Below are 20775 nucleotides of genomic sequence, written 5' to 3'. Positions count from 1 at the left end.
TTGCACCAACCTTTCGCCCGTCGGAGGCTCCATCCTGACCCGGACAGGTTTCTGGGTTCGGCTCAAGCCCGTCAGAGATTCCAAGCTGACCTGGATCGGTTTTCGGGGGCGGCTCACGTGCCACTGAATTTGCACTCAGCTTGGCACCAGAAACACGGGGAGGGTCAAAATCAGGCCCTTTTTTAGGTAGGGTTCTTGGCAGCCTCTAGCCATATCGTCTTCCTTGTTTATGCGCTCCACACGCTAGTTGACTCTGGCAACCCCAGGCCCTAACCGGCGTTGTAAACTCTTGTTTAACTGCCAGTGTGCTTAGCTCAGTGTCAGGATGATCCGTGGAATTGGATCAGATTTGTGATGGTGGCTTCCGTTGGAAGCTGCCAATAATGTCGAGGATCCGCGGCTCGGTGTAATATCTTCCTGCTCCGCCTCCCAGCATGCCGGCGAAATAATACCGGGGGGTGGCATTGGAAGCAGGAGCAAGGTCAGATCGAATCTCGTGCTTACATAGGTCTTTAGCGTCTTCTGGACTCTCACGTAACTTAAAACGCGATCTGTTATTAGAGGGTAATACGTATGATTTTATCGTTTTATAAAGACTGGGCAATAGTGAGGTGGTAGAAGTCTGCGTATTCTAATGGTTCATAATCACTACCAGCAGCCTGGAGGTGAAGATGAAAGTTTTTTGGCTGAGTCAGGATTACTCAGTGCATCCGGACATAATGTTGTGCGTTATACAGTACATAGCAACGAAGTGCAGAATCTTGGCGTGCTAAGAACTGCAGCCTATACAATATGGAATCCATATTCCTTTCGAAAGATCACTCAATTAATCAAAGACAATCAAATTCAAGTGGTTCACTTTCAAAACACTTTCCCTTTAATCTCTCCTGCTGCCTATTATGCCGCGCATAAAGCAGGAGCCGTAGTAATTCAAGCTCTTCGAAACTACAGAATGACTTGCGTCAATGGTCTTCTTTACCGTGACGGGAATGTTTGCGAGCTGTGTGTAGGGCGATTTGCCCCCACTCCCGGCATTCTGCACCGCTGCTATCGAGGTAGTGTGGCAGGCTCAGCAGTTGTGGCGGGGATGGTGTCGACCCACAAACTCATCGGTACGTACCGGCGGCAAGTTGATCTGTTCGTGGCGACTTCTGAATTTGTAAGGCAGAAATATATTGAGGCAGGCATCGAGGCCGCGCAGATTGTCGTTAAACCGAACGTTGTTGCACCTGATCCCGGTGTAGGAGATGGGAAGGGAGGATATGCCCTCTACGTCGGACGACTCACGGATGAAAAGGGGATTCGAACCCTTCTCAAAACCTGGGAATTGGGGCGTTTAACTCTTCCCCTTAAGATTGTGGGTGAAGGGCCTCTCAAATCTGAGGTTGAACAAGCGGCGGCTCGCAATATAGGTATACAATATTTAGGTCCACTTTCCCTCACCGAAACCCATACACTAATGGGAGATGCCAAGGTTCTTGTTGTGCCTTCTGAGTGGCATGAGCCGTTTGGGCGGGTTCTGATCGAGGCATTTGCAAAGGGAACGCCTGTTGTCGCAGCGAGAATGGGTGGTCTAATCGAGCTAGTGACGGTTGGGCAAACGGGTGAACTCTTTAGACCTGGTGATTCTGAAGATCTTATTGAGAAAATCGTGATGCTGACGGCCTCTCCAGATCATTTGGCGAAGCTCCGTCAGAATTGTCGTGAGGCTTATCTTAATTTATACGCACCTGAGCGGAATCACGAATTGTTGATGAATATCTATCAGGAAGCTTTTCAAAGACGGGCGTAAAAAATGAAGCTCAGTAGCTGACAACTTCGTTTTTAGCCGTCCCAAACGACGGGAAGGCCACCTTCCGGTCTGTCCCTCGACAGCAACGAGAAATGGCGGTGTTTTGAAGACCTATTGCGCAAAAGGACCAGCAACATCTGGGACGCCTGGGGCGGCATCAACGGCATTCAGTTCACGTTGCCCCTGGTGCTTGACGAGGGGACGCGGCGCAGGCTGCCCCTGCCGCAGCTCGCGCGGCTGCTGAGCGAGTCCCCGGCACGCCTGGCAGGCATCGGACACCGGAAGGGGGCCATCCGCGAGGGTCTTGACGCCGATCTGGTGCTGGTGGACGCGGCTGCGCCGTGGACCCTGACCCAGGGACAGCTCAAGTCTCTGCATCCCTGGTCTCCCTTTCTCGGGCGCCCGTTCCAGCACCGGGTGAAGCGGGTCTACCGGCGGGGACAGCCTATCTTCGCGGACGGGCAGACGGTGGCCGGTGCGGGTGGAGAGTGGCTGAGGCCTGCTGGGCGCCCCCATGGCCAGGGCGAGCAGGAGGATCTGCCGGTCACAGTCCGGTAAAGGCTGGGCAGGGCTCTGTCTGGCAGGGCCGAGGCTCCCACCCCGTTTCCGGAGTGGGCCGGAAAGCCCGCAGGTGGGGCGGACGGTCTGATCCGCAGGCGAAAGAGCCCGCATCCGTTTCCCAACAAACCTGACCATTGGGGGCCGGGTGCTGGTGCCAGGCGTCTTCACCTCCTGGCGCCAGCACCCGGCCACACCCCGACCGGCCCACCTGGGTTCTCTATGCTGCGCGGCATGTCGAATGCTGCTTCCCACCACGCCGCCCCGGACCGCTGGAGCGCCCTCACGTGGCTGGCAGGCGCGGTTGTCTTTGCCATGGCCCCGTGGTTTTCGGCCGCCGCCGTGCTTCCACAGCTGCGCGCCGTCTGGACGCTCAGCCCCAGCGACGCCGCCTGGCTGACGCTGGCCGTTCAGCTGGGCTTCGTGCTGGGCGCGGTTCTCAGTGCGGTCCTGAACCTCGCAGACCGGGTCTCGCCCCGGCACCTGATTCTGGCCGGAGCCCTGGTGGCCGCCGGGGCCAATCTGGGCATGCTGCTGGCGCAGGGTCCGGCCCACGCCATTGCCCTGCGCGCCCTGACCGGAGCGGCCATGGCCCTGGTGTATCCCCCGGCGCTCAAGGCCATGGCTACCTGGTTCCGCACCGGGCGCGGCGTGGCGCTGGGCATCATGGTGGGCGCCCTGACCCTCGCAGCCGCGCTGCCGCACCTGGTCAACGGTCTGGGCGGGGCGAACTGGCAGGCCGTGATTGGCGTGACCAGCCTGCTCGCGGCGCTGGGCGGAGTGCTGGCCATGCAGGTCAGGAACGGGCCACACCAGTATCCGCCTGCCGTGTTCCGGCCTGCCCAGGCCTGGCGGATCCTGACCGGGCGCGCCATGGGCCTCACCACCCTCGGGTACCTGGGGCACATGTGGGAGTTGTACGCCATGTGGGCCTGGTTCGCCGTGTTCTTCTCGCGGCTGCTCTCGGAGCGCAACCTGCCGGACCCGGCGCAGGGGGCGGCCTACGCCACCTTCGCCGTGGTGGGCGTGGGGGCCATCGGCTGTTACGTCGGTGGCGTGCTGGGAGACCGCTGGGGCCGAACCCGTCTCACGGCGCTGGCCATGTTCCTGTCCGGCGGCTGCGCCCTGGCCCTGGCCCTGGCCACCCTGATGAACGCGGCTCCCCCTGTGGTGCTGGGCCTGAGTCTGCTGTGGGGCTTCTGGATCATCGCCGATTCCGCTCAGTTTTCAACCATCGTGAGTGAGATTGCCGACCCCGCGTATGTGGGCACGGCCCTGACCATGCAACTGGCGTTGGGCTTCACCCTGACCGCCGGCAGCATCGCGCTGGTCCCCCTCCTGGTCAGCAGCAGCGGCTGGGCGCTGGCCTTCACGGCGCTGAGTCTGGGGCCACTGCTGGGGGCCGTGGCCATGCGCCGTCTCGCCCGCCTGCCGGAGGCCGCCCAGATCGCTGGAGGCCGGGGCTGACCGGGTCAGGAGAGGGACGAGAGGTGCCGGGCAGATGGGCGACATGTCGCCCGTTTCAGGTGGGCTTCATCCAGGACCGGAGCACACTTGCGGCAAATCAGGTTGCCGTTTCCTTCTTGGCTGGGACGGAGACGTTGTTCAGGGCGCCCTGAAGTGAGCATCTGATGCCTTTGTTCAAGCGGGACGCCCATGGCGATTTGTTCTTCAATTCATTCGCAGGAAGCATAAAGGCCGCCCCTGGGATGACGCCGCCGCCCCTGCGGGTGTAGCGTCGGGTTAGAGCGAAATTCAAGGAGGCGTCAAGTATGGATTACCGTCATCTAGGCCGCACCGGCCTGAAAGTCAGCCCCCTGTGTCTGGGCACCATGAATTTTGGCCCTGAAACCAGTGAGCAGGACAGCCACGCCATCATGGACGCGGCGCTGGAGCGAGGCGTCAATTTCTTCGACACCGCCAATGTCTATGGCCGCCAGCCCGGCGAGGGCGTGACCGAGCAGATCGTCGGGCGCTGGCTGGAGCACAATCCTGGCAACCGCGACAAAATCGTGCTGGCGACCAAGGTCTACGGCAAGATGGGCGACGGCCCCAACGATCAGAAACTCTCGGCGTATCACATCCGCAAGGCGTGCGAGGACAGCCTGCGCCGCCTGAAAACCGATCACATCGATCTGTACCAGATGCACCATATTGACCGCGCGGCGCCCTGGGAAGAGGTCTGGCAGGCCATGGAGCAGCTGGTACGCGAGGGCAAGGTACTGTACGTGGGCAGCAGCAACTTCGCGGGTTGGAACATCGCGCAGGCCAACACGCTGGCCGCCGGGCGACACTTCATGGGGCTGGTGTCCGAGCAGAGCCTGTACAACCTGTCGGCGCGCATGATCGAGCTGGAGGTCATTCCGGCCTGTCAGGCACTGGGGCTGGGCCTGATTCCCTGGAGTCCATTGGGCGGCGGCTTGCTGGGCGGTGCCCTGCAAAAGGCCGAGGGGGGCCGCCGCGCGGGCGAGAACATGCAACAGCAGATCGAGAAACACCGCCCACAACTGGAGCGGTACGAGGCCTTGTGCAGGGAGCTGGGCGAGTCCCCGGCGGACGTGGCGCTGGCGTGGCTGCTGCACCAGCCCGCCGTGACGGCCCCGATCATCGGCCCGCGCACCGCCGGGCAGCTGGACGGCGCGCTGAAAGCGCTGGACATCAGGCTGACGGCTGAAACCCTGAAGACGCTCGACGACATCTGGCCCGGCCCCGGCGGACAGGCCCCGGAAGCCTACGCGTGGTGAACGCGGCTTCCCACATCGGCCCGGTGGTGCTGACGGGTGCGGCGGGCCGGGCCGGACGCGCCGCCCTGCGGCACCTGCTGGAACACGGCTACGAGGTCATCGCCGTGGACACCCGGCCCACCCCCAGGCCAGAGGGCGAGTTCCCAGGCACCTTGAACGATGCCTTCCAGGCCGATCTGAGTGATCTGGGCCAGACGCTGGAGGTCATGCACGGTGCGGGCAGCGTGGTTCATCTGGCGAACATTCCCGCGCCCGGCCTCCAGGCACCGCACCACACCTTCGTGCAGAACGTGACCATGAACCACAGCGTATTCACGGCGGCCACGATGCTGGGGCTGCAGCGGGTGGTCTGGGCGTCCAGCGAGACGACGCTGGGCCTGCCCTTCGACGTGCCGCCGCAGTACGCCCCGGTGGACGAGGCGCACTATCCGCATCCCGAATCGTCGTATGCGCTGAGCAAGGTGGTCACCGAGACGATGGCCGGGGATTTTGCGCGGCGTTCAGGGATTCCTTTCGTGGCTCTGCGCTTCTCCAACATCCTGGGGCCGGACGAGTACCGCCGGTTTCCAGAACTGGCCTGGCCTGATCCCCACGCCCGCAAGTGGAATCTGTGGGGGTATATCGACGAGCGGGACGCCGCGCTGGCCTGCCGCCTGGCGCTGGAGGCCCCACGGACGGGCACCAGCAGCTTCATCATTGCGGCCGCCGATACCGTGATGCCGCTGCCCTCGCGCACGCTCATGGAGCAGGTCTTCCCCGGCGTTCCCTTACGGGACCCACTGGACGGTTTCCAGACCCTTCTGAGCATCGACGCGGCCCGCCAGCATCTGGGCTTCGAGCCTCAGCACCGCTGGCGGGACACGCTGGGCGAGGACGGCACCACACTGGACGTGTGAAGCCATAAAGGCAATGTTCATTGGCGGCACAGGCATCCGCCGTTTGGGGCGTTCAGACTTGGCGTGGGAGATGCGGCTGGACTTGCTCAAGGGCGGGTCCTCGGCCCTCTGCCAGGAAACGCACCGACATGGGAACGACATTGATGTGATGGAGCGTGCAGACCACCGTCAATGCCGCTCAACCCTGAACCCCCCAGGAGGGACTGATGATCACCAGGAAACAATTCGGTGGATTTATGGCGGCGCCGCAGGGGCGCGGTCTGCGCGTAGGAGCCGGGCTCGCCCTGATGGGCTGGGGCCTGACCCACCGTCAGCCAGCTGTTCTGGCCCTCGGGACGGTGCCGCTGCTGGCCGGCGTGCTTGACGTCTGCCTGCTGGCCCCGCTGCTCAGGCTCCCATTTCGCGGCGACGAACTGCGGCGTCAGACCTGAACGTCCGGTGATGCCGTGCCCCCAGCGCTGCAGGTGTGACCATATAAACTGCCCATCAAATCACGTGTCCCGGCGACGAACATGCTCTGCGGTCTCTCACACCCTTACCTGAGACATCTCGCGGAACTTGCGGAGCGTCACAGGTTCCGGCGAGCAGCGGCAGGCAGGCCTGACCGGGGCACGCGCCCTCAGGGCCCTTCCCTTGTCGCCACCACGTCGACATTCCCTCTCCCCACCACACCACGAGGTCAACATGAATGATGTGCTGCTCTGTCCGGTTTGCCACAGCAAGAACCGGGTACGCCAGGTTCCCGGCGGTCAGGTGCCCGTCTGCGCACGCTGTCAGGCCGCTCTGCCGTGGCTGCATGACGGCACCGATGCCACCTTCGCCGACGATATTCAGGCCAGCGTGCCGGTGCTGGTGGACTTCTGGGCCCCCTGGTGCGGTCCCTGCCGGGTGATGGGTCCTGTTCTGGAAGAGATCGCCCGCGAGCAGGCCGGCAAGATCCGGGTGGTCAAGGTCAACGTGGACGAAAATCCCCGCAGCGCCGGACAGTTTGAGATTCGCAGCATCCCGACCCTGCTGCTGTTCCATGGGGGCAAGCAGGTGGATTCCATGGTCGGCGTGGTCCAGAAACCGGCCCTCCTGCAGCGGCTTGCCGCGTATGTCTAGGCCCGGCAGGACGCCGCAGGCAGGCCACAGCTTTTGCCTCCGTCCTTTCCGCACATCCATACATCCAGGCCCATTCCCACTGGAGCACTGCAAGTGACCCGTTTGACCCTGCTGCAACTCAACGATCTGCATGCCTATCTCGAACCCCATCCGGAGCTTTTCTGGGAGGCGGGCGCTCCCATGACGCGCACCACCGGGGGCCTGGCACGGATCAAGGCGTATTTCGACCGGGTACGCGCCGAGTGCCCTGGGGCCGTTATCGCCCTCGACAACGGCGACACCTTTCACGGCACCGGGCCGGTGGTCGCCACGCGCGGCGCATTCATGCCGGAACTGCTCAACACGCTGGCCTTTGACGGCATGACCGCCCACTGGGATTTTGGCTACGGGCCTGAACAGCTTGAGCAGCTGGCCGCCCATCTCAGTTACCCCATGCTGGCCGCCAACATCTACCGTGAGGACACCTCCGAGCGGCCGTTCGCCCCCTTCCGGATGATTGACCGCGGCGTCCGGGTGGGCGTGCTGGGGCTGGCTTCCAACATCGTCGGCGACATGCCGCCGCGCTTTGGCGAGGGGCTGCGCTTTACCGATGGGCGGGCCGAGACCCGGGACCTGGTGCGCCGGCTGCGGGAAGAGGAGGGCGCCGATGTGGTGGTGGTTCTGTCCCATCTGGGCTTCCCGCAGGACTGCGCGCTGGCCGCCGAAGTGCCGGGCATCGACGTGCTGCTCAGCGGCCACACCCACAACCGCCTGACCGAGCCGCAGCGGGTGGGGCGGACCCTGATCACCCAGGCCGGCTGTCACGGCAGCTTTGTCAGCCGCCTGGATCTGGACGTCACCCCTGATCAGGTGACCCTGGTCCACCATGAGCTGGTCGAGATGCACGCCGGCCGCCCTCTCGACCAGCCGCTCGCCGAGGCCATCTCCGGGCATCTGCGTCCCTTCCGCGCCGCCCAGGAGGAGATCGCCGGACATACCGAGGTCCTGCTGCACCGCGGCACCAGCCTGAGCGCCCCGGCCGACGACTTTCTCACCGCCGCCGTCGCCCACGCCGCCGGCACCTCCATCGCCCTTTCAAACGGCTGGCGCTACGGCGCCCCCATTGCGCCAGGACCCATCAGCCGGATGGCGGTCTGGAACCTGGTGCCCCATGACCCGCCGGTGGGCCAGGTGCGGCTGAGCGGCTCGGAACTTGCCCAGATGCTTGAAGACAATCTGGAAGCGGTCTTCGCGCGTGACCCCTGGCAGCAGCGCGGCGGCTACGTCAAGCGCATGCACGGCGTGGTGCTGTACGCCAAGCCGGAAAATCCGCACGGCGCGCGCGTGCAGGCCATCGAAATTGCCGGTGAACCTCTGGAGCCGGAGCGTCAGTACGAGGTGGCCTTTCTGACCAATCAGGCGGTCCCGCACCGCTTCGGGCAGAACCGGCGCGAATTGACAGTAAGCGCGGTCGAGGCCATGCTTGCCTACCTCAAGGCGTGTGGCCCTGTTGTGGCCGCCCCGCCCAGTGTCCACCTGATCTGAGCCGCGCTGCGAAGTCGCGCCGCAGACACGGTCAACGCAACAGGCGGGCCGTTTTCACGATCTCGCGGGTGGGCAGCGGCTCTCCCTCGTTGGCGGCGCAGCTCAGCAGGTACTGTTCGAAAATCACCTCACCCGTGGCGTCCAGCGCGCTGCGGATCCCGCTCAGCAGGGTCAGGATGTCCTGGCAGGGACGGTCCTCGTCCACCATCTTGTGCAGCCCGCGGACCTGACCCTCCAGTCGGCGCAGGCGGTTCAGGACACGGTGTTTCTCTTGCTCGTCTAGGGTCAGAGGCGCTGGGCTGGACATGGTTGCGGTTCCTTTGCGCGGTGCAGGAGAACGTGGAGGTGAGCGGTCCTGGGGGGGTCCCCGGGTGCTGAACTGGCCGGGCACACCAGATCATAAAGTGGCCAGCGTCCCCGCCGGGCTGACGCGCCACTTGCCTTCAGGCTGTCCGGCAGTTCTTCCCTGTGGAACAGGGCGGTGGAGGGGCAGGTGCCCGGCCTGGCGTGACCTGCCTGTGGATTGAGTGCCGCAGGGCAGTGAGGTGATGGGGTCACGAGGCGGCGCGACTGCAGGCAGGGGGCAGGGCTCTGGCGACCCACAGGAGAATGGGCCTGACCGCCGCTGAGGATCTGCTTCGGCGACCAGTTTTACCCTGGCTGCCGGAGCAACCGAGCAGAGTCCTTTGAACAAGGGGGCTTCAGACCAGGCGTGCCCCCGGCAGCCCACCGCAGTTGCGCGTCACCCGACAGGCGCGTCCAACACTTCCTTTTCCGCCTCAGGCTGGAGGGCTGTGGCGCCCGGACTCTGGCCATAGGGAACCTCTGCGGCGCAGTGACGCGCCGCAGAGGTAGGAGAAGGCTCACAGATGATTGGTGGGCCCGGGTCACGTCAACATGTCGTGGTGGTGCCCCGGCGCCAGTCTTCGCGCCCTGCGCGCACCCGGTTTCAAGCCGGAGTTCCCTCAGTGGGGCAGGTGGTCTTTGAGCAGGCCGTACAGGTAGGTGCCCAGCAGCGCAAACGCCAGCACCAGCAGCATGGGCCAGATGCCTGCACCCAGCAGGGCCAGGATCGGCCCGGGGCACACGCCTGCCAGGCCCCAGCCTGCGCCGAACGTCAATCCGCCCAGCACGTAACGCTTCCAGCCCCTGTCCTTGGGGGTCACGGTGATGGTCTGATCATCGCGGCTCTTGACTTTGCTCAGGCGCAGCAGCGCCGTCGTGACCATACCGGTCACCACCGCAGAGCCCATCAGGCCAAACATGTGAAACGACTCGAAGCGGAACATCTCCTGGATGCGGTACCAGCTGGCCGCCTCGCTCTTGATCAGGACGATACCGAAGTACAGGCCAGCCAGCAGGTAGATAGGCAGGACCGTCGCGGCACGGGCGGCGGAAGTGGCCTCCGGGTGGACCCCCGGGATATGGGCTACCGGTTTCGTGGTCATAGGATTACCGCCAGGAACAGGGGAAGAATGAAATTGGCGCTGAGGATGCCGCCCACGAAAAAGGACACGGTGGCGATCAGCGAGGGCACCTGCAAGGTACTCAGGCCCGTGATGGCGTGGCCGCTGGTGCAGCCTCCCCCATAGCGGGTCCCGAACCCCACCAGCAGGCCGGAAACGGCCAGCAGCAGCCAGACCCCGGGATTGCTCAGGTCGGCGAGTTCCGCCGGCACCAGACCGGGCCGCAGCTGCACACCCAGCGCCTGGACCGATTGCAGGCCAGCCTCGCTCAGGCGGGTCGGGTTGGGATCGGCCAGCAGGACGCCGGCCGCCAGACCGCCAAGCAGCAACCCTCCCGCAAACATCAGGTTCCATTTCTCCGTTCGCCAGTTGTACTGGAAAAAGGCCGGCTTGGTCTGCTCAGGCAGCAAAATGGCGCAGGCGTGGCGCAGGTTGGCCGAGATGCCGAACCCCTTGTTGCCCAGCCACAGCAGCAGCGGAACCATCAGGCCAATCAGGGGACCGCTGACGTACCAGGGCCAGGGCGAGCGGAGAACTTCGAGAAATTCAGTCATGTGTCACCTCATGGAACACGGCAGGGGCCAGAATGCGCCCACAGCCGACAGGAGCAGGGTTAGTGTGTGGGCGAGACGGTCTGACGCGCCTCAGTGGAGGGCGCAGGGTTCAGCACCTTGGGGACGTTGGTGGCCAGCACGTACACGCCCATCACCACCAGAAAGCCGGCGAAGCCGCGCTTCAGGCTGGCGTTGGAAATATTTTTGCCCAGTCGCGCGCCGAGAAAGCTGCCGGCGATGCCAATCACCGTGAACAGGCCGATCAATTGCCAGTTCATGGAGAGGTTCTGGTCCGCGAGCACGTGCATGTACTTGTAAAACCCGGCAAAGCTCTTGGCCGCGATGATCAGCAGGCTGGTGCCCACCGCCAGGCCCATGGGAAGGCCGCCCAGCAGCACCAGGGCAGGAATGATCAGGAAGCCGCCGCCCACACCCACCAGGCCGGTCAGCACGCCCACACCAAGCCCTTCGAGGGCGATCTTGACCGGTGAGCGCGCGTGGGCGCCGTGGGCGTCCGAACTTACCGGCGTGGGACGGAACATCATCACCGAGGCCAGCAGCATCACGCCAGCAAACAGCAGCAGCTGCACCACGCCGGACAGGTAGACGCTCAGCGCCGCGCCGCCGTAGGTGCCCAGCACACCAGGAATCCCGAACCACAGCACGGACCGCCAGTCGATCTGCTTCTTGAGCGCGTACGGGATGGCCCCGAACAGGCTGATGCTCCCCACGATGGCCAGACTCTCGGCGATGGCCAGTTTCTCAGGCTCGCCCACCAGGTACACCAGCACCGGAACGGTCAGGATGGACCCGCCGGAACCCAGCAGACCCAGGCTCAGGCCGATCAGGGCGGCGCCAAACCAGGCGAAGATCACGGCTGCTCCCCGACGTTGAGTTCCCCGCCCTCACGCATCCAGGCCAGGGTGCCCCCCGAGAGGTTCATCAGGTCCGTTCTGCCCTGGGCGGTGAGATAGGCCGCGGCCCGGGCGGAGCGGTTGCCACTGGCGCAGATCAGCAGGGCGTTGGCCGGCACGTCGTGCTCGCGCCCAGTCAGTTCACTCAGCGGAAGGCTGAGGGCGCCGGGAAGATGACCGCTCAGGTACTCCTCGCGTTCGCGCACGTCAACCAGCTGGGCCCCTGCACGTTTCCTGGCCTCTAGTTCAGTTGTCAAAATGTCTTGGTACGTCATGTGTTGTGTTCCTCTTGTTGGTTCCACGTGTTCTGGATTGGGCTTCTGGGCTACGCATCTGGGCTGGGCAGGCGGCGTCACCGGCGGCGCGTCCGTCCCCGAAGGGGCAAGTCACGCCGCCGGTGATGGGTCAGGCGCTGACCTGCTCCTGGGCAAAGGCCGCGTAGCCACCGTCCAGGTCAGTTATGTTGTCAAAGCCCTCGGCGCGCAGGAGGCTCACCGCAGCGGCGCTGCGGGCCCCGCCCTGACAGTGGACCACCACGGGCCGGTCGCGCGGGATCCGGTCCAGGTTCTGGATCAGGCGCCCGGCATGCAGCTGCACCGCGCCGGGGATGTGTCCGGCGTCATACTCGCTGCGGGCACGCACATCGAGCACGAAGCTCTGGCCCAGGTCACCCAGCTCACGCACTGGCACGGCCTCCTGTGACTCGAGCGTCAGGCCCTCGAAGTTGCCGACGTACCCGGTGACGCGGTCGATCCCGGTCATCCACAGGCCGCGGCGCAGCGTCTCGGCCTGCTGCGCGCTGCGGGCGAACAGCACGTACTGCTTTTCCGGGTCCAGCAACCAGCCGGCCCACGTCTCGAAGGTCTTGCCGGCCGGCAGGTGCAGGCTGCCGGGCACGGCGCCCTGCTGATATTCCGTGCGGGGACGGGTGTCGATCAGGCGAACGTCCTGCTGCAGGGCGGCGCGCAGTTCCTGACCGGACAGCGCCTGCAGCGGCTGGATGTCTCCCAGCAGCGCGGGACCCGCCCTGTTCTGCCGTTTCATACGCCCGTAATACAGGGGCGCGTCGGGCTGCCCATCGAGCAGCGCGTTCGTAAAAGCCTCGATGTTGTCGTCTTCCAGGTGGTCAGCCCACCATGCGAACTGGCGCTCGTAGCCAATGGTGGTGCTTTCTACCGCGCCCAGGGCCTTCCCGCAGGCGCTGCCGCTGCCGTGTCCAGGCCACACCTGGATGTAGTCCGGCAGGGTCAGAAACTTGGTCTTGAGGCTGGAGAACAGCTGCTGCGCTCCGGTAAACCGGGTGTCCTGACCGCCGGCCGCCTCATCCAGCAGGTCGGGGCGCCCCAGGTCACCGACGAACACGAAGTCCCCGGTCAGGAAGATCACGGGATCGGGCGTGCGGGCCCCGTCCGTCACGAGAAAGCTCAGGTGTTCGGGAGTATGGCCGGGGGTATGCACGGCCTGCAGGGTGATGTTGCCCAGGCGGATTTTGCTGCCGTCGTGCAGGCTTTCATGCGGGAAGGCGTACTGCCAGTCCGGACCCCCCTCGTCGCTGAGGTGCAGGGCGGCGCCGGTGGCGGCGGCCAGTTCGCGGCTGCCGCTCAGGTAATCGGCATGGATATGGGTCTCGGTCACGGCCACAATCTTGAGGCCTTCCTGCTTGGCGAGATCGAGATACCGCTGAACGTCGCGCACAGGGTCCACCACGATGGCGGTGCCGTTCTGCTGGCATCCGATCAGGTAGGACGCTTGGGCCAGGTCGGTGTCGTACAGGCGTTTGAATAACATGCCCGGAGTATATACCCCCTCCCCGTATCAAGTCAAATACCCCCGGAGGGTACTTCAGGTGGAGTGGTGGTGCGTTGTGGCGGCAGGGTCACCTTTGCAGGTGATGGGGCTGGGGCCATAGTTTTCCCGCAGGGCGGCGCCCGCCCACGCCTGAGCCGTCTGTCAGCATGGGGCATGTCCGGTGACCCGGCCCCACCCGCCGCCGCCTGCGCGACCTGGGCATTGTTCCCGGTGTGCCGCCGGCCGGGACGCACAACGCCCTCACCGACGTGCCCGGTGGGCTGGCGGGCCACGAGACCGTGCTGGCCGAACCCGGCATCCGGACCGGGGTCACCGCCAGCGTGCCGCACGCCGGCAACCTGTTCGAGGACCGCGTGCCACCCGGCGTTGTCGTCAGCAACGGCTTCGGGAAATTTGCCGGATTGACCCAGGTTCAGGAACTCGGAGAACTGGAGACGCCGGGGCCGCTGACCAGCCCCCTGAGCGTTGCGCCCGTCGTGCAGCACGTCGCTGGGCGGCAGCCGTTACATTCCTGGGGAAGCCATCCAGAACACGCCCGGACGGGCGGCTCAGGCGCTTTACACGGTCAAACGCGAGGAACACAACCGCCCGGTGCTGTGCGGCCAGTCCAGCACCCCGGCGCTGCGGTACCCGGCCCGCCGGCACAGTAAGGTGCCGCACCAGACTGTGACCCCCTGAGGACCACTCCAGCAGGCAGGCGCTGGTGACGAACGGACGAACGCCCCGCAGGAACAGGCCCGCTTTTCAAACCGTAATCTGCGGGCTGCACCCGGCACGCTCGACACAACCTGCTTGTGCGGAACGTCAATCACTGACCCGTTCACGGTGCGGCAGAGCCCGGGGCGTTGCGGGTTCCGCCGGGTCGCTGCCGGAGGCCATCACCGCAGCAAAGGCGTCCACGACCGCCGGATCGAAGTGTTCGCCTCGCTGCGCCTGGATCTCGGCAAGCGCGGCCGCCGGCGTCCACGCGGCCTTGTAGGGGCGGGCGTGGGTCAGGGCGTCATACACGTCGCACACCGCGAAGATTCGCGCCTCCAGGGGGATAGCGTGGCCGGACAGGCCATCCGGGTAGCCCCGGCCGTTCCAGCGCTCATGGTGGCTGCGTACCACCGCCAGGGTGACTGGGGGCAGGTCGGGCAGGCGCCGGGCAATGTCGTGTCCGCGTTCCGCGTGCGTTCTCATGATGGACCATTCCTCCGGGGTGAGTGGGCCGGGTTTCCTCAGGATGGCATCTGGAATGGCGAGCTTGCCGATGTCGTGCAAAAAAGCTCCCTGACTCAGGGCGTCGAGCGCCTCACCAGTCAGGCCCAGGTGGCGTCCCACCGCCTGGGCCCGTACCAGAACCCGCTCGGTGTGCCCGGCGGTCTCGAGGTCGCGCTCCTCGAGCGCCACACCCAGTGCAAACAGTCCACCCCACAAACTCCGCCGGGCGGCCTCCACCGCCAGTTCCTGCTCCATGGCGTGGGCGAGCCGGCCCGCCACGGCCTCGAGCAGCCGCCGCGCCTGCGGCGTGACGGCCTGCCAGCTCTGGAGCTGTGCGAGACCCAGCACGCCCTGCACCTGCCCGCGGCAACGCACCGGCACCAGCAGCAGGCTGCGAACATCGCACCGGGTCCACTGCGGCAGCCCTGCGGGCTCGCTGGCATAATCGTTGCTCCACACCGGCTGACCGCTGCTGACGGCCTGGCCCAGCAGGCCCTGGTCGCCCCGGTACCGGTCCCCCAGCCGGGCCACAGGGCCAGTATCCGGCGCCTGACACAGCAGTTTGCGCAGTGTGAAGGCGTCGTCGGCACGCTCCAGGTAGAGGCCCACCGTGAAGCCCAGCAGGTCATGAACCAGCGGCAGGCCTGTACCAAGCACCTGCTGGGGCGTTTCAAGCTGTTCCAGCCGGACCGAGAATTCCTCGACCGTGATCCCCTTGCGGGCATCGGTTGTCCGGCTGAGGTGCTGCCGTTGCCGGTCCTTGTGTTCGTACATTGCCGCGTCGGCCAGTGCCAGGGCGCGCTGCAGCGGGTGTGCCGGCGAAGCCAGAGCCAGCCCATACGCAAAGGGCGGGAGGCCGTCGACGTCACCGATATCGTGCATGGCCCGCCGCACAAGGCGGTGGGCATCATCCTCACTGCTTCCCGGCAACAGCACCACGAACTCGTCTCCGCCCCAGCGGGCCACCTCGCCCGGAAATGGCGCCGCCGCCGTCAACGCCCGGGCCGTCTTTCTCAGGTAGACGTCGCCAGCGGCGTGGCCGCCGGTATCGTTGACCGTTTTTAACCGGTTGAGATCGAGCATCACCACTATGCACTCCGTTGCAGCCCAGTGCAGATCGTAGGTGGCTTGCAGGCCCGGACGGTTCCACACTCCGGTGAGGGAATCGTGCGTCTCGCGTTCCCGCGCTTCCTGGCGATCCCGCCGGAGCTGACCCGTCAGATGTTGAACGTCCTGAAACCGCCGTGTGAAGAGGATCATGGTGCCCACCCCGGCCAGCAGGGTCAAGAGAAACAAGTGCATTGCGGTTGCCAGCATGCGTTCGGCCTCAAATTCCCGCTGAACCCTCATGCGCTGGATCAGGGCTTCCAGACGCTCAGCAATGTGGCTGACGCGCTCGCCCGTGCGGATCTGGGTTCCCGCAGCGGCCACGCCGAAGACCGTGGGCTGTTGCTTGACGACCAGCAGCAGGTCCAGGAAAAGCTGGCGCATCAGCGTCTCCTCGGCGTGGCTCTGAGGAGTGCGCAGTGGCCGCAGTGCCAGCAGCACTCCAGACTGCTCCCGGGAATGGGCGCGGTCGAGTGCGGCCCACGCCTGTTGCAGCAGCAGCTGACTGTCCCTCGCCGGCAACACCGCGTCCTGACCGCGCGCCTCGAGGACAAGCCCCTGCCACTCGACAGCACGGTGGTGGTTGATGGCGCTCCCGGCATCGGCGAGCAGCATGATGGTCACCCTGTCATGGTCTGCCAGGCGAATGGCAGTGATGCCGAGCGTTGCGGTCAGCAGCGTTCCCACAAGCAAGGTCCAGCGCCCCACTGCCGACAGCGTTGCGCCAGGCCTGCTCTGCAAGTTGGGGAGGGCGTCCTGGGGCGCGGTTGCCCCGTCGGCGTCCGCACCCGAAACAGACATCATGGCGGTCATGATACCCGGACGCCCCTCACGGGACTCTGACATGCCCCTGGCCGCCACCTCTTCACGCGAGACGACCAGGCCGCCTCCCGTTGCATCCTGTTGGAATTCAGACAGCTATTGTGTGGGTCGGCAGCGGTATACTCCCGTAGACACGGCCGCCGGGTACTGCGCGCTGTTCTGGGTCTTGACCTTGCTTGCGGCAATCACGCTCCCTGGAACCTCTTGGCTTCCAGCACCTTCTCTCCTGCCCCCTCTCGGAGCACCCATGGAACTCGTAAACTTGATTCTGGATCTGGTCCTCGTCAGCGTGGCACTGTGGATGATCACGGTGATCCGTTCCTCCACTCTGGGAAGCGTGTTCGGCAAAACCCTGTCCTGGATCTCGGCCGGCGCAATCATCCTTGGGACGGCGCACCTGCTCGAAACATTGACCTTCCAGGTTTTTCATCTGGAGGACGTGGTGCTGGGAGAAATGCTGCACCGCCTGATCGTCCTGGCCGGATTCGGCAGCCTGGTGATCGGGTTCCTGGGCCTGCGGCAACTTCGCCGCACCTGAGACGCTGCGCGCATCTGGACGCCCGCGAATACGGGTCCCGGCGACAAGGCGCGCACGAGCCAATACAAGGCCGATGTGTGGCTGCAACAGACGGGGCACGTCGAGGCGGGGCCGCTGGACCACCTTGAGGGGAAGTTGTTGAATCACCGGCCAGCACGCAGCGACAGCGTACGCTGGGTGAACTGGAGGTTTACCATGAACCAGAAAGCCCTTGTGTTCGCGGCCCTGCTGGCCTGCGCCCCACTGCCCGCCGTTGCGCAGACCACCCCCGCGCCCCTGCTGAGCGGCACCACCGATACCCTGCCCTGGGGGTTGTACGCCGGTGGCCTGACCGATCTGCAGGCGGGCGACAACCGCCTGCGGCTCAGTGCCCCGGCCGGAGTCAGGGTGCTGGGCACCCGGTACGACGACGGCTCCCGCACGGCCTTGCTCACCTACCGCCCCACGTCAGGCCTGAGTGCCCAGAATGCGCTGGCCTTTGCGACCGAGCAACTTCAGCGGCAGGGCTTTGAACTGACCTACCGCGTGATTTACCCGGACGAGGCGCGCGCCCGCGCCCTGCTGCGCCGCATGGACCGGTTGATCGAGGTGCAGGTGCTCAAGGGAGCCACGGGAGCCATTCAGGCGCTGTACCAGTTCCGGGGCGGGGCGCTGCCCGGGCGCCTGCTGGTGGGTGAGGCTCCAGACAACCTGCGGGTGTACGCCGAACCCATCGACCTGAAGACGGTGCAGATTGTGCCCGGCCGGATTTTTCTGACGCCGCCCGGCAACGTGTTGATCGACAGCGCCAGTTACCGTGACCGTGAGGCCAGCCTGCTGTTCTACGGCATGTACACGCTGCAGGAGCTGGAGGATTATTACCTGCCGTTCTTCCAGGCGCAGGGCTTCGTTGAGACGGTGGAGCGGGACAGCGGTGAGCTGTCGCGCACCTATCAACTCGCCCGCTCAGGCCAGACCTACCGCCTGACCCTGACGGCCTCCGACGCGACGTCGCGGTCCAGGGTCACCCTCGGACCGTGAGGGATCATCCGAGCGGTCAATCTGCAGGCTCTTCGCCTCTCGCAGCCGTCCAGCAAACGCCATGCGGTTAAAAGGGCGCGTTCCAGACGTACGCGCCGCTTCTGCAGTCCTGGCGGCCCTGGTGGTCGGCTGGGGCCTGTTGGCCCGCCTGACCTCCGAGCACTGGTGGTGGGTGGCTGCCGTGGACCTGATCCCCCCGCAACTGCTGCTGCCGGTCTTCGCGCTGCTGGCCTGGCTGGCCTGGCGTGCGGGTCAGGTGCGCTGGGTGGCCTGGAATGTGGTGATTGCAGCGGCCTTCCTTATTTTTCAGGTGGGTCTCGTTCTGCCGGGAAGCCGCCCAGCCGGTCCCGGCACCGTGACGCTCCTCAGTCTCAACACCCTGGACGCCTCCGCGGACCCGGGCCGGATTGCTGACCTGGCCCGGCGCGAAGGGGCCAAGGTGGTGGTCCTTCAGGAGGCACGATTTAAAGACCAGCCCGAGGGGACCTACGCGGCGCGCGTGCGCGCGGCGTTTCCCGGCTGGGCCACAGCGCGTCAGGGAGAGCTGCTGACCCTGACGCGCCTGCCGCTTCTGGAAAGCCAAACACTACGCTTCCCGACCACCGGCCACGCTGTGCTGGTCACGCGCCTGCAGACCACGGCGGGTGCGCTGACGGTGATCAACACCCATCTCCCCACGCTGGCGCTGCTCACCGACATCGCCCGGCCTGGAGAACCCAGGTCTCTGCCGGAACGGGTGGCGTGGCGCCTGCAACTTCGGCGGGAGTTGCCCGGGGCAGTCAGACAGGTGCAGGACACCGCGCCGGGGGCAGTGGTGCTGGTGGGCGATATGAATGCTCCCGCACGCGGCGAACTTCACGGGATGCTGCGGGCGACAGGCCTGCGCGACGCGTTCACCCAGGCGGGCGCGGGTTTTGGATTCACCTATGCAGCCCGCTTCGGCTTCCTCCGGCTGGATTACGTGTGGGGAGACGACGTGGTGTTTACCAGGGCGCGGGCGCTGCCCGAAACGATCAGCGACCACCGCCCGCTGCTGGTGCGCTTCAGACCAGATGATGGAACCGCAGGTTCCGACGCGAGCCGCCCATGAACGCTTGACGAGAACGGCGGTGGTCGACGCCAGGTGCAGTGACGTCCGGTTCGCCGGGGCCGGAACGCAGCCGTCCCCCTCTACTTCAATGGACGGCCCCAGGGCTCGCGAAGCCGGGTTGGGCCGCAGAGCGAGGAGGACGCTTGGTGGATCCCGCTGCCGGAGGCCGTGCCCCGCCTGGAAGCCGCCGGATTGCAGCGGGGGAAACCGCCGGGAGAGGCCAGGGGCATGTAGAGTCAGCCGATGCCTGCGCGCCCCCTGCCCTCTCCCGTGTTTCTGAATCCTGTCCATCTCCCGTCGGCCTGTTGCCGCCCGACCTGCGCCCCGCTGGACCCCGCATGATTCCCTGGGTGCCGCTGGCCCGCGCCGCCATTCCCGGCGCGCAGCAGGATCTGTGCCTGTACCGCCGCGGCGACCAGCTGGAGTTTTCCATCCAGATCTCGGGCTATGTCAGCGAACTGATGAACAGCCGCATGCACGCCTCCGAGGATGCGCTGGCCGAGTTGGGCTGCGCGGTGATCGCGGGCCGCCCGGCGCCGCGCGTGCTGGTGGGCGGCCTGGGCATGGGCTTCACGCTCGCCGCCGCCCTGAAGGCGCTGGGACCAGGCAGCGTGGTCACGGTGGCCGAACTGGTGCCGGAGGTGGTCGAGTGGAACAGAGGCCCGCTGGGCGAGTGCGCGGGCTACCCCCTGAATGACCCCCGGACCCATGTTCATGTGGGCGACGTGGCCGAGCTGCTGCGGCAGGGCCAGGGCACGTACGACGCCGTGCTGCTGGACGTGGACAACGGCCCCGAGGGCATGACGCACCACGGCAACGGCTGGCTCTACTCGCCGCCCGGACTGGCCGCCGCGCAGCGGACCCTGCGGCCTGGCGGCGTGCTGGCCATCTGGTCGGCCACACCGGACAACCGCTTTACCCGGCGGCTGCAGCAGGCCGGCTTCCGTGTCGAGGTGCGGTCGGCGCGTGCGCGGCCTGGCAAAGGCGCCCACCACACCATCTGGCTGGCCCACCGAACGCAGGGCGCCGCCGTGATTCCGGCCCGCCTCCCGAAACGGGTCCGGCGGCAGCGCAACGCCCAGCGCTGACACCGCTGGCCCGAGACCAGGACGGCCAGTTGGGGACGCCCAGACCGTGGACTGAAGCGGATTTGTTCTGAGCCCACAGGCACTCCGGAACAGCGGACGGGAAAGCAGGTGTGGTACGGCACGCCCGCCGACGCCGGATAAGGCAAGGTGGTCTGCTTCTTCCAGGGGCACAGAGATTCCAGACGCGCTACGCGACGCTGGACTTCAGCGACGAGGCTACGCTTGATGCCGGCGCCCTGTGGCTGACGTCGTTTGCCCTGACGGACTGGACTCAGGACGCCGAGGCACGGATCATCGCGCTCGTGAAGAGGCTGTGGGCAGAGGTTAAGGCAGAGGTCGCAGAAACAAAGGCGTTCAGGCTCTTAAAGAGATGGCAATGAATAACCTCACGTCGGAAACGCCTCCAGAGCATTTCTATGGGGTTCCGCCATGGGCTGTAGTTGGGAAGGTAGAGCAGGACCAGCCGTCCTGCCGCCGCCCTTGAGCCGAACCCAGAAACCTGTCCGGGTCAGGATGGAGCCTCCGACGGGCGAAAGGTTGGTGCAA

The 20775-nt window shown here is 65.5% G+C and carries 21 protein-coding genes; 14 read left to right on the top strand and 7 right to left on the bottom strand.

What is annotated here, in order from left to right; all coding sequences use genetic code 11:
- Positions 1-634 precede the first annotated feature (634 nt).
- The 8 genes from IEY31_RS17550 to IEY31_RS17515 all read left to right on the top strand — a co-directional run bounded on the left by IEY31_RS17550 (position 635) and on the right by IEY31_RS17515 (position 8618).
- Entirely contained in the window at positions 635-1792 is a 1158-nt protein-coding gene (locus IEY31_RS17550) for a glycosyltransferase (protein WP_229723753.1), read from the top strand.
- Between the two features lie 114 nt (positions 1793-1906).
- Positions 1907-2350 carry an amidohydrolase family protein gene (locus IEY31_RS17545; protein ID WP_188974251.1) on the top strand — a complete coding sequence of 148 codons (444 nt, stop codon included), beginning with the start codon at positions 1907-1909 and terminating at the stop codon, positions 2348-2350.
- 234 nt (positions 2351-2584) lie between these two features.
- Entirely contained in the window at positions 2585-3817 is a 1233-nt protein-coding gene (locus tag IEY31_RS17540; RefSeq protein WP_188974250.1) for an MFS transporter, read from the top strand.
- A 305-nt stretch (positions 3818-4122) separates the two neighbouring features.
- Entirely contained in the window at positions 4123-5094 is a 972-nt protein-coding gene (locus IEY31_RS17535) for an aldo/keto reductase (RefSeq protein WP_188974249.1), read from the top strand.
- Positions 5091-5990 (top strand): NAD-dependent epimerase/dehydratase family protein, encoded by a 900-nt coding sequence (locus tag IEY31_RS17530; protein ID WP_229723752.1) that lies wholly within the window; start codon positions 5091-5093, stop codon positions 5988-5990. Before IEY31_RS17535 ends, IEY31_RS17530 begins: the two co-directional genes overlap by 4 nt.
- A gap of 206 nt (positions 5991-6196) precedes the next feature.
- Complete coding sequence (locus tag IEY31_RS17525) at positions 6197-6421, top strand: YgaP-like transmembrane domain (RefSeq protein ID WP_188974248.1); 225 nt, start codon at positions 6197-6199, stop codon at positions 6419-6421.
- A gap of 253 nt (positions 6422-6674) precedes the next feature.
- A complete protein-coding gene (trxA, locus tag IEY31_RS17520; RefSeq protein ID WP_188974247.1) occupies positions 6675-7094 on the top strand; it encodes a thioredoxin in 420 nt (139 codons plus the stop codon).
- 93 nt (positions 7095-7187) lie between these two features.
- Positions 7188-8618 (top strand): bifunctional metallophosphatase/5'-nucleotidase, encoded by a 1431-nt coding sequence (locus IEY31_RS17515; protein WP_188974246.1) that lies wholly within the window; start codon positions 7188-7190, stop codon positions 8616-8618.
- A gap of 31 nt (positions 8619-8649) precedes the next feature.
- On the opposite strand, the gene IEY31_RS17510 is transcribed toward IEY31_RS17515, so the two are convergent.
- The 6 genes from IEY31_RS17510 to IEY31_RS17485 all read right to left on the bottom strand — a co-directional run bounded on the left by IEY31_RS17510 (position 8650) and on the right by IEY31_RS17485 (position 13340).
- On the bottom strand, positions 8650-8925 hold the full coding sequence (locus IEY31_RS17510; RefSeq protein ID WP_188974245.1) for a metal-sensitive transcriptional regulator: 276 nt from the start codon (positions 8923-8925) through the stop codon (positions 8650-8652).
- A gap of 658 nt (positions 8926-9583) precedes the next feature.
- Entirely contained in the window at positions 9584-10066 is a 483-nt protein-coding gene (locus IEY31_RS17505) for a YeeE/YedE family protein (RefSeq protein WP_188974244.1), read from the bottom strand.
- Positions 10063-10638, bottom strand: a complete 576-nt coding sequence (locus tag IEY31_RS17500; protein ID WP_188974243.1) for a YeeE/YedE family protein — start codon at positions 10636-10638, stop codon at positions 10063-10065. The genes IEY31_RS17505 and IEY31_RS17500 overlap by 4 nt, the downstream gene beginning before the upstream one ends.
- A gap of 59 nt (positions 10639-10697) precedes the next feature.
- The gene (locus IEY31_RS17495) at positions 10698-11513 is read right to left on the bottom strand and encodes a sulfite exporter TauE/SafE family protein (RefSeq protein ID WP_188974242.1); all 816 of its coding nucleotides are present in this window, start codon (positions 11511-11513) and stop codon (positions 10698-10700) included.
- Positions 11510-11809: a rhodanese-like domain-containing protein gene (locus IEY31_RS17490; RefSeq protein WP_229723751.1), complete on the bottom strand. Its 300-nt coding sequence runs from the start codon at positions 11807-11809 to the stop codon at positions 11510-11512. The genes IEY31_RS17495 and IEY31_RS17490 overlap by 4 nt, the downstream gene beginning before the upstream one ends.
- Before the next feature lie 148 nt (positions 11810-11957).
- Complete coding sequence (locus tag IEY31_RS17485) at positions 11958-13340, bottom strand: MBL fold metallo-hydrolase (RefSeq protein ID WP_188974240.1); 1383 nt, start codon at positions 13338-13340, stop codon at positions 11958-11960.
- Between the two features lie 233 nt (positions 13341-13573).
- On the opposite strand from IEY31_RS17485, the gene IEY31_RS17480 reads away from it, so the two are divergent.
- Positions 13574-14011: a P1 family peptidase gene (locus IEY31_RS17480; RefSeq protein WP_229723750.1), complete on the top strand. Its 438-nt coding sequence runs from the start codon at positions 13574-13576 to the stop codon at positions 14009-14011.
- 154 nt (positions 14012-14165) lie between these two features.
- Here IEY31_RS17480 and IEY31_RS17475 read toward each other — a convergent pair whose 3' ends face one another.
- Positions 14166-16475, bottom strand: a complete 2310-nt coding sequence (locus IEY31_RS17475; protein ID WP_308424340.1) for an HD domain-containing phosphohydrolase — start codon at positions 16473-16475, stop codon at positions 14166-14168.
- 265 nt (positions 16476-16740) lie between these two features.
- On the opposite strand from IEY31_RS17475, the gene IEY31_RS17470 reads away from it, so the two are divergent.
- From IEY31_RS17470 to IEY31_RS18835, 5 genes are all read left to right on the top strand, one after another.
- Positions 16741-17031, top strand: coding sequence for a hypothetical protein (locus tag IEY31_RS17470; RefSeq protein WP_188974238.1), 291 nt, complete (start codon positions 16741-16743; stop codon positions 17029-17031).
- Between the two features lie 195 nt (positions 17032-17226).
- A complete protein-coding gene (locus IEY31_RS17465; RefSeq protein WP_188974237.1) occupies positions 17227-18051 on the top strand; it encodes a hypothetical protein in 825 nt (274 codons plus the stop codon).
- A gap of 61 nt (positions 18052-18112) precedes the next feature.
- Complete coding sequence (locus tag IEY31_RS17460) at positions 18113-19141, top strand: endonuclease/exonuclease/phosphatase family protein (RefSeq protein ID WP_188974236.1); 1029 nt, start codon at positions 18113-18115, stop codon at positions 19139-19141.
- Positions 19142-19479: 338 nt separating this feature from the next.
- Positions 19480-20229: a spermidine synthase gene (locus IEY31_RS17455; protein ID WP_188974235.1), complete on the top strand. Its 750-nt coding sequence runs from the start codon at positions 19480-19482 to the stop codon at positions 20227-20229.
- A gap of 110 nt (positions 20230-20339) precedes the next feature.
- Positions 20340-20609: a hypothetical protein gene (locus tag IEY31_RS18835; protein WP_229723749.1), complete on the top strand. Its 270-nt coding sequence runs from the start codon at positions 20340-20342 to the stop codon at positions 20607-20609.
- The last annotated feature ends 166 nt before the right edge of the window (positions 20610-20775 follow it).

The sequence above is a fragment of the Deinococcus aerolatus genome (genome assembly GCF_014647055.1).
Taxonomy (GTDB): Bacteria; Deinococcota; Deinococci; order Deinococcales; family Deinococcaceae; genus Deinococcus; species Deinococcus aerolatus.
This window is presented reverse-complemented; position numbering and strand designations above follow the sequence as displayed.